Raw genomic sequence first — 14,330 nt, 5'->3', positions numbered from 1 at the left:
GGGTCTAGATCGAGAGGCCGGAGGTGCTCCGGTTCTTGAAGAGAAAAACCTCGGCCGGGACGGCCTTGGCCGCGCGAATCCAGGCCCACGCGGGCGCCTCGTTCGGCGGCGTCCACGGGATGTTCCGAAGGCGCGGGCCCGGCACGAAAGGAAAGACGTGGTGCAATTCGTGCGCGTCGAATCCCGTCAGCACGAACGTCGAGAGGAACCACGAAAACCGCAGCGAACGCGTATACGGCGCCTGCTCGGGCGCGGGAATCGGCGCGACGTCGGCGCCGTGGGAGAGTTCGAGCGGGATGTGCGTGTGCTGGCTCAACATGATGACGTCCATCCACGCGAACCCGAGAAAGAGGCCGAGCCCGAAGAGCCGTAGCATCGCCAGAGGTCCAACGAACACGAAAGCCGCGGCATACAGCGCGAGCAAGGCGATCGCATTGACGACGAAGGCGCGGCGGGCGCGTGCATCGGGGAAGAGCCGGAAGAGGCGCGGCAGGTGCCAGAAGCTCTGTGCCCGGTAGAGGAACGAAAACAGCGGGATCCAGGCTCGCCAGGCGATGTTGATGGCGGCGCGCTCGAAGGCGCCGAGCGGGCGCGGGACGAGCGAGGATGTCGTGGGATCCTTGTCCTGAAAGCCGGTCCATTTGTGGTGCATGCGATGGATGGCTTTCCAGCTCGTATACGGGAGCACCGAGATCACCGAGGCGAGGTGGCCGGCGAGGGTATTCAGGCCCCGCGTCGCGAAAAGCGTGTGGTGCCCGGCCTCATGCAGCAGGGAGAACCATTTCACGAAGGAGATCGCGAACACGATCTGTCCGCCGAACCACGCGGCCCACGACGAACGCGAGGACAACCAGATCCCGGCAGCCGTGAGAAATACCGCGACGAACGTATGCAGGGCGCCCTCGGCGTCCCGCGGCCGGAGGATCGTCACGGCCGCGTCGCGCGGAGACGGGGGGCGGGCGGAAGGATCGCTTCGGGGAGCCATACCGAAATCATTCGTCAGAACTGGCCGACGAGCGACAAACCCTTTGTATCGCTGTCGATCATCGGCACGACCCCGAACGAATGGATCAGGCTCGTGCTCTTGTCCTTCGATTTCGGAGCCTCCTCGTAGCTCAGCGCGACCGTATCGACGATCGGCCAGCCCACGATCGTGATGAGCCCCGCCGCAATGAGCATCTCGGTCGATCCGGTCTCGAATGCGAGCGCCATGCCCGCGAGCGGCAGGGTCGCGTTGAGCCCGAGGCTCAGGAAACCACGCCCCACGTTCCCGTGCGCCCAGTGCACGATCGGCGAGGTCAAGCAATGCCCGAGGACGCCGGCGACCATGAGAAACTCGAGGTCGTTGTCGAAGGTGCTGAACGCGAAGAGCGCGTGCGAGGGAATGACCCCGATCAGCGATTGCCAGCCGTACCACGTCCGCGCGTCCGTCTCCTTCGACGGCCGATCCTCTTCGAGCCTCCAGCCAGGATAAAGCCCATAGGCCGGCGGAGGCGGACGCCACATCCACGGAGGAGGCGCGGCGCCCGGAGGCGCTGGCGGCGGCGCGGCGAGAGGTGGAGGCGCGGAAATGGAATCGGGCGCGGGCGCAGGCGTGGCGGGCGCGGGCGCAGCGGCGGGTGCGGACGCTGCATCAGGAGCAGCAGCCGGCGTGGCCGGGGACGCTGGCGGGGGGCTCGACGCGGGCGGCGGCAGCGGAGGCGCCGCGAGCGCGGCAGAAGCGCCTACAGCGACGAACGCGAGGGAAGCAAGAGACAAGAAGGCACGCGGCGGCATCGATGGCTCCGGTCCGTCGGGCAGAACGCTACGACGGAAAACGCGGACATCGTATCACCTCACGTGTACTTGACGCTCACGATCTCCATCTCGATGTCGCCCGCCGGACGACGCACCGTCACCACATCGCCCGGCCTCTTGCCGAGCAGCGCCCGGCCCACCGGCGACTTCCAGCTGATGTGCCCAGTTTTGCTGTCGATCTCGTCCTCGCCGATGATCCGATAGGTGTGCCGCTTGCCGTCCTCGTCCTCGACCTCGACGGCCGCGCCGAAGAAGACCTTGTCCCCCTTCTGCTCCTTCGGATCCACGACGACCGCGCTCTCGAGCCGTTTGGTCAGGTAATGCATGCGGCGGTCGATCTCGCGCAGCTTCTTCTTGCCGTAGATGTACTCGGCGTTCTCGCTCCGATCGCCCTGCGCGGCCGCGTCCGCGACCTCCTGGACGATCCGCGGTCGGTCCACCGAGCGGAGCCGGCCGAGCTCCTCCGAGAGCCGACGCGCCCCCTCGGGCGTGATGTAGTTCGGGTTCGGCACGGCCGCGACCTTAGCAGGCTCGGAGGGTGTTCCACAGGCGTAGCGAGCGGCTCGAGGCTAGGGAGGCCGAGCGAGGCGTACACTGTACGTCGAGCGAGGCCGACCGACGCATCGAGCCGCGCAGCAGCCTGTGGAGCACCCTCTCAGGGCCGCGTGGCGTCGATGATCCAGGCGACCAGAGGCAAGGTCGCCATCGAGGCGAGCGACGCCAGAGTGCAAACCGCCGCCGCAAGCGGACGATCACACCCCGTGAGCGCGACGATGATCACGCTGGCGAGCGCCGAGGGCATCGCCGACTGCAGCACGGCAACCGTGGCGAGCGGCTCGGACACCGAGAAGACGCGGACGCAGAGGAGCGCCACGGCCGGCGCGAAGAGGAGTTTGACCGCGCAGATCGCGATGGCCGGCGCGACGCGGCCCGAGAGAGCGCGCACGTCGAGCGAGAGGCCGAGCGAGAGGAACACGAGGTACGTCGTGGTGCGCCCGAGCCCTTCGAGCGTGGTGAGCAAGAACGGCGGGATCGGCAGGTGAAGCGCGTGCACGAGCGCGCCGAGCGGGACGGCAAGGACCAGCGGCTTCTTGAAGATGCGGAGCGCGGCTTTCGCGTCGAAGCTCGCGCCGCGGCCGAAGCGCTCGGCGTACGCCTGGCCCAGGGTCCAGAGCAGGATCGTCGTGATGACGAGGTCGATCATCATCGCCGCCGAGCTCGCGTCCGCGTCGCCCGGGAACAACGTGAGCAGGAGCGGCAAACCGAGGAAACCCGTGTTGCTGAAGGACGCGACGATCCCCGCACTGCCGATCGCGCGCGCATCGAGGCCGAAGCCCCGCGCCACGGCAGCACCCACGCCGAGCGAGGCGAGGAGCGCGATCGCCGACCACGGCAGCACGCGCGCCGCGCCCCACGCCATGCCGTCCCGCGCGAGCACGGCGAAGAGCAGCGCGGGCATCGTGACGTCGACGACGAGCCCATTGAGCACGTCAGCCTCGCGCGCGCCGAGGCCCCGCACGCGCGCGAGCACGAAGCCCAGCGCGAGCACCAGCGAGAGCCCCCCGAGGAGCGGACCGAGCGCTTGTGTCATCGCGCCGCGGGCGAGACCTTTCCGCATTCGGCCACGAAATCACGCGCCGCCGCCTCGATCGGGCGCGTCGCGCCCTTTGCGTCCTTCCGCGGGTCCCACCCCGTGAGCTTCGCGAGCGCCTCCATCGCGGCTTCCTGCTTCCGCTCCCAGGCGTCCGAGGAAGGCCCCTCGGGACGAGGCGTGTCGAGCAGTCCGAGGATCGACGGCACGAGCGATCGTGCCCCGGCGCGGCCGGCGAGCTCCAGATGAGCAGCACGCACCCACCACGCGTCCTGCGCCGGGGACTCGACCATCGCCGCGAGGAAGCGCTCCTCGAAGAGCTCGAGCTCGTCGCCCGATGCCGGGCCGTCCTGCCACGGAAGTTTGTCGACGATCTGCCGGATCTCCGCGTCGGCACGCAGGAGCGGCAGGTACTGGCCCTGGCCGTCGCTGTCGATCGCGTCCGAGTATTTTTTCTCGATCGATCGCCCCGCGGCATCCTCGATACGCACGAGCGCGTGCATGGTCGACGACGAGCCGAACGCCGCGTACCCGGTGAGCCCCGACTTCGGCAGGACCTCGCGCAGCGTCGTCCGGAGCGCCGCGCGTACGAAAGGCATTCTCGCGTGCACCGCGTCGGTCGGGACCTTTGCGCGCACGACCTGGAACGGAGGCGTCTTCGGGTTGCTCATGAACGGCGACGGCTCACGGATCCCGATCACGTCGTACGACGCGGCCGCGGGATCCGAACGGGAGATCTGCACGATCTCGAGCTGGTTGCCGTGCCCGGCGCCTCGCTCGTAGACGAGCTTCGCAATGGGCTGATCGAGCCCGTCACATCCGAACGAGACGTCGAGCGTGCTGCCCGGCCGCGTGGGCTTGAACTGCGCCCGCATCTCCGCGGCGACCGAGCTCTCGGCCGCCTTGTCGCTTGCGCGGCACGGGAGCGGCGTAGGCTCTGTCGCGGGCTTCGGCGTCGCCGAGAGCGCCGGAAACGGCCCACCCTTCGCGCATCGGTTCGGCTGCTGCGATTCGGGTGCCTTCGGGATCGCGTCCCCGGCTTCGCCCGCGCCTTTCGTCGCCTTCTCCGCAGAACCCGCCGTCGTGGTCACGGGGTTCGCCCCGCCGGCGCCCGGCGCGCCGCCGCACGCCGCGACTCCGAGGACGAGCACGACTCCCACGTGTCTCACGTTCCGCATGGGAGGGTGCGTATCACGACGCTCCGCTCCCGCACAAATGGGAGGTCGAGCTTCGGGTGCAGGCGAGCGCGCGGAGGGCGCGCGAGAGGCGCAGAAGAGCGGGTGATTCGCGTTCGCGAGCTCAGTCCACCGGAGGCGGCTGGGGCCCCGGGACGATGCCGGCGATGTCCGGATCTTCACCCGGCGCGTGCGTATCGCGCGTGTCCTTTTCCTTGCGACGCTCGAGTTTGTTCGCGGTCTTCTCGCGCTGCTTTTCCTGACGCGCGCGTTCCTTCTGGCGCTTCAGCGCTCCCTGCCTCTGCATGCGGCTTTGCCTTTCGCTTGGGGTTCTGCGCGTCCCGAAGGACGTGGGGGATGTAAAGACGCATCGGCGCGGCGGTGCCTTCTGGCAACCGCCGCGCCGCTCGTGGCCGATCGGCCGTTACCGATCAGTAACGATCGCGCCCGCCGCCGCCACGACCGCCGCGGCCACCGCCGCCGCCGCCGTAGCCGCCGCGGCCACCGCCGCCGCCGCCGCCGCCGAAGCCGCCACCGCCGCCGCCGCCGAAGCCACGGCCGCCGCCGCCGCCGCCGCCACCCTCACGCGGGGGACGCTCCTGGGCCTCGTTGACCTTGAGCGTACGGCCGTCGAGCATCACCCCGTTGAGCTGCGAGATCGCGTTCGTCGCCGCGCTCGCCGAACCCATCGTGACGAACGCGAAGCCGCGCGGCTGACCGGTCTCACGGTCGGTCGGCATCGCAATCTCGCGAACCTCACCGGCAGCCGAGAACGCCTGCTCGAGGGTCTCGCGGGTGGTGCTGTAGGAGAGGTTGCCTACGTAGAGACGATTTCCCATGACATGATGCTTTCACGGCTTCCTTCGCGCGCTGCGCGCCATCTCTGCCGACCATTCGACGAAGCCGTAGCGATCGAACGGGGACGTGCCGCGCGGGTCAGTCCGCGCCAGCACACGCTGCGTCTGCCAGTCGTTCGAGGCGAGCCCGTCCCCCTCCGAGTGGAGGGAGGAAAGAAAGCGTCGTGTCGAGGGCCAGTGACGTTCGTGAGGCACCTACCGTACCCCGACGCGGAGGCGGTCGCAAGCCTGTCGCCGCCTTTTCTCGGGGACGCTGGAGGCCCCGTGCGGACGGAGATCGCAGAAGACGCGAAAAAAAGAGGTGCTCGCGATCACGCGAGGAGGCCGCGTCGTGTGCGGGCTTCCGGGTTCGTCCAGGAACGACGTTCGTCACGCCAATCCCAGCCGCTCCCGCGCCCCCTTCACGCCGAAGATCGTGCCGCCACCCGGCGGGACGATCGGCGCGAGCAGGATCGACGCAAGGATCGCGGCGAGCGCGAGCGGCGCGTCCGGATCGTCTCCCGCCGCGACCTCGCTCGACACCTGCCAGACGCGCCTGCCGCGCTGAACGAGCACATCCATGCCCGCGCCGCCAATCGCCGCCGCGCCCGCCTCCGCAGAGACGCGCGCCTCGGGCGCCTCCTCCACGGGCACGGTCACGACGAGCACACGTGTGGCCGCGCTGCGCCCTTTGCGCTGCACGAGGACGACGGCCGCGTCCGCCGCGGGCGCCTCGCCGTTCGGATACGCCTTCGGCTGGAGCAGCTCGAGCGCCACGCCGAAGAACGTGCGGGCCTTGTGCGCCCAGACCGCGATGTCGACGCGCGCCGAAGGATCGGGCGCGAGGAGCGTGTACGCGCTCGACACGGGGAGCGGCGCAACCCGAAAGCTCGCCCACCCATTGCGGTCGACATCCATGCCCGCACGATACGCCGTCCACGGCGGCCAGGGTATCAGCATTACGACCGCAACGTGACCTCGTCCGCCCGCGTCCGCGCGAGGAGACGCTCGATCCGCGGGGTCATGACGTTCGGCAGAGTCCGCCCGATTTCGAGCGCGCGCTCGAAATGGCGACGCGCGTCGGCCGCGCGCCCGCGACGGAGCGCCGACAAACCGCGGGCCTCCGTCACCTCGAGGCGCTCCTGCCCCACGGAAAACTCGCGCGAGCGCGCTTCGAGCGCGTCCCACGCCGCGTCGTCCGCGTCGCTGGTGGCGAGCTCCAGCATGACGCAAAGCACGTCCTCCGCCGGCACGGGCAGCGTCGGGCCTGCCTGCTCCCGGATGCGCGCCGCCGCCTCGCGCGCGCCCTCGAGGTCGCCACGAAAGTACCGCAGGCGGCCGTCGAGCAGCGCGATCACGGGCCGCGGCGCGCCGCCCGTGTGACGCACTTCGAGCGCGAGCGCGCGCGCCGCGTGGGGCTCGGCCGCGTCGAGATCGTCCCAGAGGTAGAGGTACTCGCCGAGGTTGTGGTGCGCGGCGATCTCCAGCCAGTCCTGGCCAAGCTCGCGGCCGAGCCAGGCGACCCGCTCGAAGTCGGCGACCATGCGCGCCTTGTCCCCGACGAGCGCCGCGAGAAACGCCCGCGCGTTGATCACGCTGGCGAGGTGGAGGTCGTCGCCGTGCGATTCGCAAAGCTCGACCGCTCGTTCGATCGCCCGCTCGGCATCGACGAGGCGGCCGAGCGCCGGCAGCACGAAACCGAGCATGAAGAGCGCGACGATGCGAGGCTCGTACGCCTCGTCCCCGATCGCGTCCGCGACCTCGATCACGCGCTCGAGCAACGGGACGGCCTCGTGCTCGCGGCTGAAGCGGAGGAGCGACAAACCCTGGCCGAGCAGGAGGCGCGCGAGGAGCGCGGGCGGCGGCGATTCCGGGAGGATCGCGAGGACCGAGACGACACGCGCGCGCGACGCCTCGTAGTCGGCCATCCAGTCGAGGACCGTGGCCTGGTCGAGCAGGATCTCGGCCTCCGCGAGGTGATCTCCGGCGGCGGCGTCACACGCGAGGGCGAGGTCGTCGAGCGCGTCCGGATACCGGCCGAGCCGGTAGCGCATGAGACCCCGTCCCCGGAGCGCACGCTGACGCAAATCGAGAGGTTTGTCCGGGGCCCCCGCGCTCGCAGCCGACGCCTCCAGGGCGCGCGTGTAGCAGCGCTCCGCGTCGAGCCAGTCGTGCCGCGCCCGCGCCGCGTCGGCGAGCGCGAGATACGCCCGCTCGCCGAGGGCGCGCTCGCCCGCGTTCGTCGCATGGTGCGCGAGCTGCGCGAGGTGACGCTCGTCGCCGCGCGGAGGCGAGCGGCCGTCCCAGCCCGAGGCTTGCTGCAAATGTGCCGTGGCCGCGAGATGAATGCGGGCGCGCTGGGCCTCCGGCACCGACCGCGCGATCGCCTCGCGCACGAGCGCGTGCCGGAACGCATACCGGCCCGGTCCGTGGCGCGCGAGCAGCCCCGCGGCGACGAGCCTCTCCGAGCCGACCCGCGCGTCGAGCGGAAAATCCCCGCCCGCGCTCATCCGATCGAGCCGACCGAGCACGCCTTGCATCTCGGCGACCGTGACCTCCGCGCCGAGGACGGCTGCGAGGCACGCATGCGCGCGCGCCGCAGGCGGCAGCGCGTCGAGCTCGCGATGCGCGAGCCACTCGATGAGCGGAAGATCCGGCAGATCGTCGAGCTCGTCGGTGGCGAGGAAATACCCGCTGCCCGAGGGGTGCTTCCGGACGATCCCCTGCGCCTTGAGTCCTCGCACGAGCTCGACGAGCAGGAGCGGCACGCCCTCGGCACGCGCCGCGATCCGCGCGACCGCCGACTCCGGCACGTTCTCCGCGGGTCGCAAAAGCTCGCGGCAGAGCGCGGCGGCGCTCGCGGGATCGAGCGGGCCGAGTCGATGCACGGTGCGGCGATGTGCTCGCGCGCCCCACGACGGGTGGTCTTCCTCGAACGAGGGTCTGCCGAGCACGCATACGAAGAGCGGCGCGCGCGCTTCTGCCCGCGCGGCGAGATCCAGGATCGCGAGCGTCGCGTCGTCGGCGAAATGCGCGTCGTCGAGGATCACGCAGAGCGGCTCCTCGAGCGCCCTGCGCCGAAGCGCCTCGCCCACGCTCACCGTGAGCAGCGTCCGGAGCGCGCCCGGCGCGGCCTCGATCGCGTGCAGCGTGGAAGACCCCGTGATCGTCGCGCCGTTGCCCTTCGAGATCCACCCGAGCGAGAGGGCCACGCTCGCGCCGGCCTCGGCATGACGCGCGGGGCCGAGCGTCGCCGCAAGCAGCTTCCGCCCGCCGTCCTCGGGCGCCTCCGCGGGCAAACCGAGGGCGCGTTGCAAGAGATCGCGCACGCTCCCCGCCGCGCCGTGCACCGGCTCGTGCGCGGAGAACACGATGAGCCGCGTCCTCGGTAAAACCTGCCCGAGCCGCTCCAGAAGTGCGCGCTTCAGAAAACTCTTTCCGCAGCCCGCCTCGGCCAGCACGACGGCGACCGCAGGCAGCGACTCCTCGATGGCCTGCCGCCCGAGCTCCGTGAGCGCGTCGAGCACGCGCTCGCGCCCGGAGAGCGGGATCGAGATGCGCGACGGCGTGGCCTCCGTGCCCTCGCCCGACGACGTCGGCGGCGTCTCCTCGACGCCGAGATCGAGGTCCACAGGCAGGGGATCCGGCGCGACGCCCGAGGCCTCGAGCACGGCGCGCGCGGTGGCCGAAAGCGAGACGCCGCGCGGCGACGAGGGCTTCGGGAACCGGTCATCGCGGGCGATCCGCGGCGCCAGGATGCGGCGTGATCCATCGGGCCCGAGGTGGACCGCGACGGACGCGAGATCGAGCGCGACGCGCTCACACGCGCCTTGCTCCGTGAGCGCGCGCGCGGCTTCGAGGGCGCGCCGCGCGGGGTTCTCGTCGACCTCGTGGCCGAAGGCCGCGACACACCGGCCCGCGGAGGCATGAACGATCTGCGCGCCGAACGGCTCGAGCGCGCGCCGGAGGGCGATCGCGTCGAGGCTCGACTCGAAGCAGGCGATGCACACGACGCGCCGCTCGGCGCTCTTCGGCGGCTTCGTGCCGGGCGGCGGCTCGCTCATGGGCACGGCGAGCACGAGCTGCTCCTCGTCAGGTAATGCGAGCGCGGCGGCGAGGGTCGCGCGCAGGTAGGCGGCCGATGGGGGCCGATCGGCCGGGGCCTTGGCGAGGCAACGGAGCACGAGCTCCTCGACCAAGGGCGGGATCGATCGGGCGAACGGCGGAGGCGCGACGGCCGAAGGGGGCGGCGGCCTCTGGCTCGCGTGGCCCTCGCGCACGAGCGGCGCGGGACCGAAGAACGGCGGGCGCCCCGTGAGCATCTCATACAACAAGACGCCCATCGCGTAGATGTCGGCGCGCGTGTCCTCGCCGTGGTGCCCCTCGCACGACTCGGGCGCCATGTACTCGCTCGTGCCCACGATCGCGCCTGCGGCGGTGAGCGCGGGGGCCGCCGGCCAGACCGCGTGTGCGAGGCCGAAATCGAGCAACACGGCGCGTTTGCCTTCGGCGTCGACGAGGATGTTCTCCGGCTTCAGATCGCGGTGCACGTAGCCCCGCGCGTGGATCGCTTCGAGCGCGCGCAGCACGGCGAGCCCGAGCGCGATCGCCTCGCGCGCTGCAAGTGGCCCCGCGCGGGCGAGCAGATGGTCGGCGAGCGTCCGCTCCGCGACGAGCTCCATGACCATGTACGTCCCCGCGGAGGCGTGCTCTTCGAGCGCGACAAACGCCGGCACGTGGGGCGGTCCGACCGCGCGCATCACCTCGACCTCGCGCACGAGGCGCGGCGCGGCTTCGGCCATGTCCGGATGCGCGAGCTTGATGGCGACGCGCTCGCCGCCTGCGATACGCCGTGCCGCGTACACCACGCCAAACCCCCCGCGGCCGAGCGTGCCCGTGACCTCGTAGCCGGGAAACGGCGGCGCGGGCAGCTCGACGCGCTCGGGCGTGCTCGAATCCGGCGGCTTCGCGCCATGCTCGGGGCAACCGTCCACGGGCACGCGCCGCCCGCACGCGAGGCATCGCATGCCTCGCCTCGGGCCCAGGGAAACCGGGCCCGGGTCGAGCGGCGCGCCGTGGACCAACGTCATTGCAGGAACACCGTCACGACCTCCGTGGTCTTTCGAGGGGGGCTCACCGTTGCATCGTAAACGCATTTCGGACGAAATCCATTGTTCGAATCGAGCGAATCACAAACGGCATCGCAGGAACCGCGGCGCTCGATGATGCCGCAGCTCTCGATTCCGTTCGTGCCGATGTGCCCCGCGGCGCAGTCCCGCATGCGGCTACGGACGTAATCTGTGTTCGGGACATACACGCAGGAATGCAGGTACGGTGTCGGCGCGAACAGATTTCCCCAGAAAGCCCCCTCCTCTTTTGGATAGCTATATCGCTCGACGATCCCCGCGTGCTTGATGGCGTCGTGGACGGCGCGCATCGAGAGCGTGACCGTCACGCCATACCAGTTCGTCCGGGCCGCGATGCAGGCCGAGACCCAGCGTTGCCCCGTCTCGTCGAGCGGCCCGGTCGCCCATGACGGCGCGAGCCCGAGCTGGCCGACGTAAATCTCGGTCCGCGTGACGCCCAGCTCGTCCGTCCACGTCACGGTGAACGACTGCGACGGCTCCAGCGCGCAGCCCACGGCATACCGCACGAATAGCCGGGACAACTGCCCTGCCTCGCCTGGGTCCCGCAGCGCGGCGAGCGAGCTCGGGCTGAGCGTCGACGGCGCCAGCGCGTTCGGCTGGATCGCGTTCGGCTGGATCGCATTCGGTTGAATGGCATTTGGCTGGATCGCGTTCGGCTGGATCGCGTTGCCCTCGACGATGGCTTCCGCCACTTCCTCGACGGCCCCTTCCTCCTCCTCGTAGACACCCTCCGCGTCTCCGCAGCCCACGAGCGTCCCCAACGAAATCATCAGCAAAGCGAGCGTGTTGCGTTGCATGTTTTCTTCCCCCCCACCCCTGCACGAACATGAAAAATATGAAATCAGGAAGAAAGCCGGCGCTACTCTAGCATTCGAAAAGAGTGCAGAGACTGAAAATGCAGCGGGTCGAAAAAGAGGTGCCCGAGCACACCGCCGCTCCGTCCGCGACACCGCCATTATGAAATCGCTCGTAGACGCAGGAAAATTCCGCTCGTGGACGCGCGGAGCCGCGCGGGACGTGCTATCCTGATTAATCTCCGTTTTCGCTGATTCCTACGAATTCAGGCGCACTGTTCGAGGACGGAGAGCAGGGGGCAGGCCATGGGGGGGAAGAACGACAAAACCACGCTGCCGCACGGCAAGGTCCGAGAAATCGGGCGCTCGGGCGAGCTTCGGGCAGGGACGATCCTCGGGGACCACGTGATCGAGGAGCTCGCGTCGTCAGGCGGGCACGGATCGGTGTATCGCGCGCGTCACCGCATCCAAGGCGGGCGCGTCGCCATCAAGGTGATGCACCCGGCGCTCATGGCGCTGCCGCGCATGGCCGAGCGATTCGTGCGGGAGGTCGAGGTCATTCTACGTCTCCACCACCCGAACATCGTGAAGGTCCACGAGCTCGGCACGTTGTCCGACGGCACCCCGTATTACGTGATGGAATACCTCGAAGGCACGACGCTGCGCAATTACCTCGGCGCGCGCGGCAGGCTCGCGCCCGAGGAGGTGCTCGCAATCCTCGAGCCCGTCTGCGCCGCCCTCGCCGTCGCGCACGAGGCCGGGATCGTGCACAGGGACGTGAAGGCGAGCAACATCATGATCTGCGAGGGCCCGCCGCGCGTGGTAAAACTCCTCGATTTCGGGATCGCGAAGCTGCTCGCACCCGAGCCGGGCCGGGCCGGGCTCACCTCGATGGGCCAGCAGCTCGGCACGCCCTCGATCATGGCGCCCGAGCAGATTCTTTGTGGTCCCATCGACGTGCGCACCGACATTTACGCGCTCGGCGCGCTCCTGCACGTCCTGCTCACGGGACGCGCGCCTTTCGAATCGAATGCGCACGAGGGCCTCGTCGAGCAACACCTCGCGGCGCCGCCGCCACGCCCGAGCCAGCGCGCCCCCGTGAGCCCCGCGCTCGACGCCATCGTGCTCCGGTGCCTCGAAAAAAAGCCCGATCGCCGATTCGAATCCGTGGGCGCCTTCCTCGAAACCCTCCGCGAAGCCGTGCATGCAGGCCGATCCGAGGAGACGGCCCGCGCCGAGGCGGAGCGGCGCGCGGTCGGGATCCATGTGGATCTGCGTTTCCCCGAGGGCGCGGACGAGGCCGACGAATCGCTCGTCACGGCCCTCGCCCAGACCCTCGAACGCGCCGAGGAATGCATGCGCTCGGGCGGCTTCCTGCTCGCCACGGTCACGAGCACGCAGCTCCTCGGGCTCAAGCTGCTCTCGGCCGATCCGGTGCACGCGAAGACCGAGCGCCGCTCCGCCGTGCAGTTTGCCCTGACGCTCCACGCCGCCCTGCAGCAGCAGGACGAAGGGAGCGCGGTGCACGCGAACGTGGCCGTGCACGTGGACGCGGTGAACGTGCGCCTCGCGTCGGAGCTCGACATTGCTTCGGGCAACCTCGCGCGCACGGAGGCGTGGGCGCCACGCGGCAACGTGGACGCGCTCGCGGCGACGGACGCCGCCATCGAGGGCCTGAGCGGCAGCGCGGGCGGCTTCTTCCTCGAACCGGGGCCGCCCGGCTTGACGATCGTCCGGCGGGCCTCGACACGCCGCTCGAAGCCCTCGCTCACGATGGTCTCGGGTCAGGGCAGGCCGGACGCCTGAGCGGCGGCGCCGAGCTCTCGGCGCGGCGGCAACCTCCAATCGATTTCGGTTTTTCCAATCGAGCGCAGCGCCGCGTTGATGGCGGAGAACGGCCTCGTCCCGGAAAAACTCCGCACCGAGAGCGGCGAAGGATGGCCGGTCTTGATGATCGGGTGCCGCGAGGCGTCCACGAGGCGCGCCTTTTTCTGCGCGTGCGCCCCGAAGAGCGCGAAAATGACCGGTTCTTTTCGCGCAGAGAGGGCCGAAATCACGCCGTCCGTGAATGTCTCCCAGCCCTTGCCGCGGTGGGATCCCACCTCGCCCGCCCGCACCGTGAGGATGGTGTTCAGCAGGAAGACGCCCTGCTCGGCCCAGGGCTCGAGGCAGCCGTGGTCGGGCACCTCGAAGCCGGGAATGTCCTCGCGCAGTTCGCGGAACATGTTGGCGAGCGAGGGCGGGATGCGTTGGGAGTGACAAACCGAAAAGCAGAGCCCGTGCGCCTGCCCTTTGCCGACGTACGGGTCCTGGCCGAGCAGGGCCACGCGGACCTTCTCGAACGGGGTTTTCTTGAACGCATTCCACACCTCGTCCTCGGGCGGGAAAACCTCGTGGTTTTTCCGCTCCTCGTCGACGAACACGGCGAGCTCGGCGAACGAGGGGCGCGAGAGCTCGTCCGCGAGGACCTTTCGCCAGGAGCGGGGCAAATCGATCTTCATGACGTGAACACGTCGCATCGTAAGGCATCGCGACGGGTTTGGCCAGGTGGAACCGCCTCGAACCACGAAAACGCGCCGCCGAAAGGGCCCGCGGGCAGGTGCGCCCGGACGAACCCTGCCATTTTCTGCGGAATGCCCGCGATCAAGCCCGCCTGCCTCCCGCGGTCTGCGTGACGAGCCACAAGATCCCGAACACGAGCGGCCACGCCGCCGCGCCCACGCCCACGGCCCGGCCGAGCGGGAGGAAGACCCCCGCGATGGCGCCCGTGATCCCGCCCAACAACGCGCCGAAGAGGAGGTAGACGAGGAATGACACGCCGGATTTCACGCCGTGCGGGTGCTGGTGATGTGCCACGAGGATCGCGAGCACGAAGCCCTCGATCACGCCCGCGAGGGCCGAGAGCAGCGCGGCGAGAAAGGGGGCGTGTACCATGGCGAACCCGAGCGATCGTACAGCGATTGTATCGCGCACGGCGCCGTCCTTGCCGA

The 14,330-nt window shown here is 69.9% G+C and carries 13 protein-coding genes; 1 reads left to right on the top strand and 12 read right to left on the bottom strand.

The genetic code is table 11. The features are described from left to right. Positions 1 to 4: 4 nt before the first annotated feature. The 10 genes from KEG38_RS10820 to KEG38_RS10775 form a co-directional block, all read right to left on the bottom strand. A complete protein-coding gene (locus KEG38_RS10820) occupies positions 5 to 985 on the bottom strand; it encodes a fatty acid desaturase family protein (protein ID WP_272419202.1) in 981 nt (326 codons plus the stop codon). A 14-nt stretch (positions 986 to 999) separates the two neighbouring features. Further along, on the bottom strand, positions 1,000 to 1,776 hold the full coding sequence (locus KEG38_RS10815) for a hypothetical protein (protein WP_272419201.1): 777 nt from the start codon (positions 1,774 to 1,776) through the stop codon (positions 1,000 to 1,002). 59 nt (positions 1,777 to 1,835) lie between these two features. After that, positions 1,836 to 2,309: a transcription elongation factor GreB gene (greB, locus tag KEG38_RS10810; protein WP_272419199.1), complete on the bottom strand. Its 474-nt coding sequence runs from the start codon at positions 2,307 to 2,309 to the stop codon at positions 1,836 to 1,838. Positions 2,310 to 2,452: 143 nt separating this feature from the next. After that, positions 2,453 to 3,415: an AEC family transporter gene (locus KEG38_RS10805; protein ID WP_272419197.1), complete on the bottom strand. Its 963-nt coding sequence runs from the start codon at positions 3,413 to 3,415 to the stop codon at positions 2,453 to 2,455. Next, complete coding sequence (locus KEG38_RS10800) at positions 3,385 to 4,566, bottom strand: hypothetical protein (protein WP_272419195.1); 1,182 nt, start codon at positions 4,564 to 4,566, stop codon at positions 3,385 to 3,387. Before KEG38_RS10800 ends, KEG38_RS10805 begins: the two co-directional genes overlap by 31 nt. Positions 4,567 to 4,687: 121 nt before the next feature. After that, positions 4,688 to 4,870: a hypothetical protein gene (locus KEG38_RS10795; RefSeq protein ID WP_272419193.1), complete on the bottom strand. Its 183-nt coding sequence runs from the start codon at positions 4,868 to 4,870 to the stop codon at positions 4,688 to 4,690. A 124-nt stretch (positions 4,871 to 4,994) separates the two neighbouring features. Continuing rightward, positions 4,995 to 5,402, bottom strand: a complete 408-nt coding sequence (locus KEG38_RS10790; protein ID WP_272419191.1) for an RNA recognition motif domain-containing protein — start codon at positions 5,400 to 5,402, stop codon at positions 4,995 to 4,997. A 387-nt stretch (positions 5,403 to 5,789) separates the two neighbouring features. Further along, positions 5,790 to 6,317, bottom strand: a complete 528-nt coding sequence (locus KEG38_RS10785; protein WP_272419189.1) for a hypothetical protein — start codon at positions 6,315 to 6,317, stop codon at positions 5,790 to 5,792. Positions 6,318 to 6,358: 41 nt separating this feature from the next. Beyond that, positions 6,359 to 10,426 carry a serine/threonine-protein kinase gene (locus tag KEG38_RS10780; RefSeq protein WP_272419188.1) on the bottom strand — a complete coding sequence of 1,356 codons (4,068 nt, stop codon included), beginning with the start codon at positions 10,424 to 10,426 and terminating at the stop codon, positions 6,359 to 6,361. 59 nt (positions 10,427 to 10,485) lie between these two features. Continuing rightward, positions 10,486 to 11,343, bottom strand: coding sequence for a hypothetical protein (locus tag KEG38_RS10775; RefSeq protein WP_272419186.1), 858 nt, complete (start codon positions 11,341 to 11,343; stop codon positions 10,486 to 10,488). A gap of 303 nt (positions 11,344 to 11,646) precedes the next feature. On the opposite strand from KEG38_RS10775, the gene KEG38_RS10770 reads away from it, so the two are divergent. Then, a complete protein-coding gene (locus tag KEG38_RS10770) occupies positions 11,647 to 13,146 on the top strand; it encodes a serine/threonine-protein kinase (RefSeq protein WP_272419185.1) in 1,500 nt (499 codons plus the stop codon). On the opposite strand, the gene ung is transcribed toward KEG38_RS10770, so the two are convergent. Further along, a complete protein-coding gene (gene ung, locus KEG38_RS10765) occupies positions 13,125 to 13,859 on the bottom strand; it encodes a uracil-DNA glycosylase (protein WP_272419183.1) in 735 nt (244 codons plus the stop codon). The genes KEG38_RS10770 and ung overlap by 22 nt on opposite strands. A 124-nt stretch (positions 13,860 to 13,983) precedes the next feature. Beyond that, complete coding sequence (locus KEG38_RS10760; RefSeq protein WP_272419181.1) at positions 13,984 to 14,274, bottom strand: hypothetical protein; 291 nt, start codon at positions 14,272 to 14,274, stop codon at positions 13,984 to 13,986. Between the last annotated feature and the right edge of the window lie 56 nt (positions 14,275 to 14,330).

This window comes from Polyangium jinanense (assembly GCF_028435265.1).
GTDB lineage: Bacteria > Myxococcota_A > Polyangia > Polyangiales > Polyangiaceae > Polyangium > Polyangium jinanense.
Note: the sequence above shows the minus strand (reverse complement) of the source record. Positions and strands in the feature narration are given on the sequence as shown.

Coding starts and splice junctions, on each gene's coding strand:
- KEG38_RS10795 (WP_272419193.1), bottom strand. CDS start 4,870: ATGCAGAGGCAGGGAGCGCTGAAGCGCCAGAAGGAACGCGCGCGTCAG.
- KEG38_RS10815 (WP_272419201.1), bottom strand. CDS start 1,776: ATGCCGCCGCGTGCCTTCTTGTCTCTTGCTTCCCTCGCGTTCGTCGCT.
- ung (WP_272419183.1), bottom strand. CDS start 13,859: ATGCGACGTGTTCACGTCATGAAGATCGATTTGCCCCGCTCCTGGCGA.
- KEG38_RS10805 (WP_272419197.1), bottom strand. CDS start 3,415: ATGCGGAAAGGTCTCGCCCGCGGCGCGATGACACAAGCGCTCGGTCCG.
- KEG38_RS10785 (WP_272419189.1), bottom strand. CDS start 6,317: ATGGATGTCGACCGCAATGGGTGGGCGAGCTTTCGGGTTGCGCCGCTC.
- KEG38_RS10800 (WP_272419195.1), bottom strand. CDS start 4,566: ATGCGGAACGTGAGACACGTGGGAGTCGTGCTCGTCCTCGGAGTCGCG.
- KEG38_RS10770 (WP_272419185.1), top strand. CDS start 11,647: ATGGGGGGGAAGAACGACAAAACCACGCTGCCGCACGGCAAGGTCCGA.
- KEG38_RS10760 (WP_272419181.1), bottom strand. CDS start 14,274: ATGGTACACGCCCCCTTTCTCGCCGCGCTGCTCTCGGCCCTCGCGGGC.
- KEG38_RS10820 (WP_272419202.1), bottom strand. CDS start 985: ATGGCTCCCCGAAGCGATCCTTCCGCCCGCCCCCCGTCTCCGCGCGAC.
- KEG38_RS10780 (WP_272419188.1), bottom strand. CDS start 10,426: ATGCGATGCCTCGCGTGCGGGCGGCGCGTGCCCGTGGACGGTTGCCCC.
- KEG38_RS10775 (WP_272419186.1), bottom strand. CDS start 11,343: ATGCAACGCAACACGCTCGCTTTGCTGATGATTTCGTTGGGGACGCTC.
- KEG38_RS10790 (WP_272419191.1), bottom strand. CDS start 5,402: ATGGGAAATCGTCTCTACGTAGGCAACCTCTCCTACAGCACCACCCGC.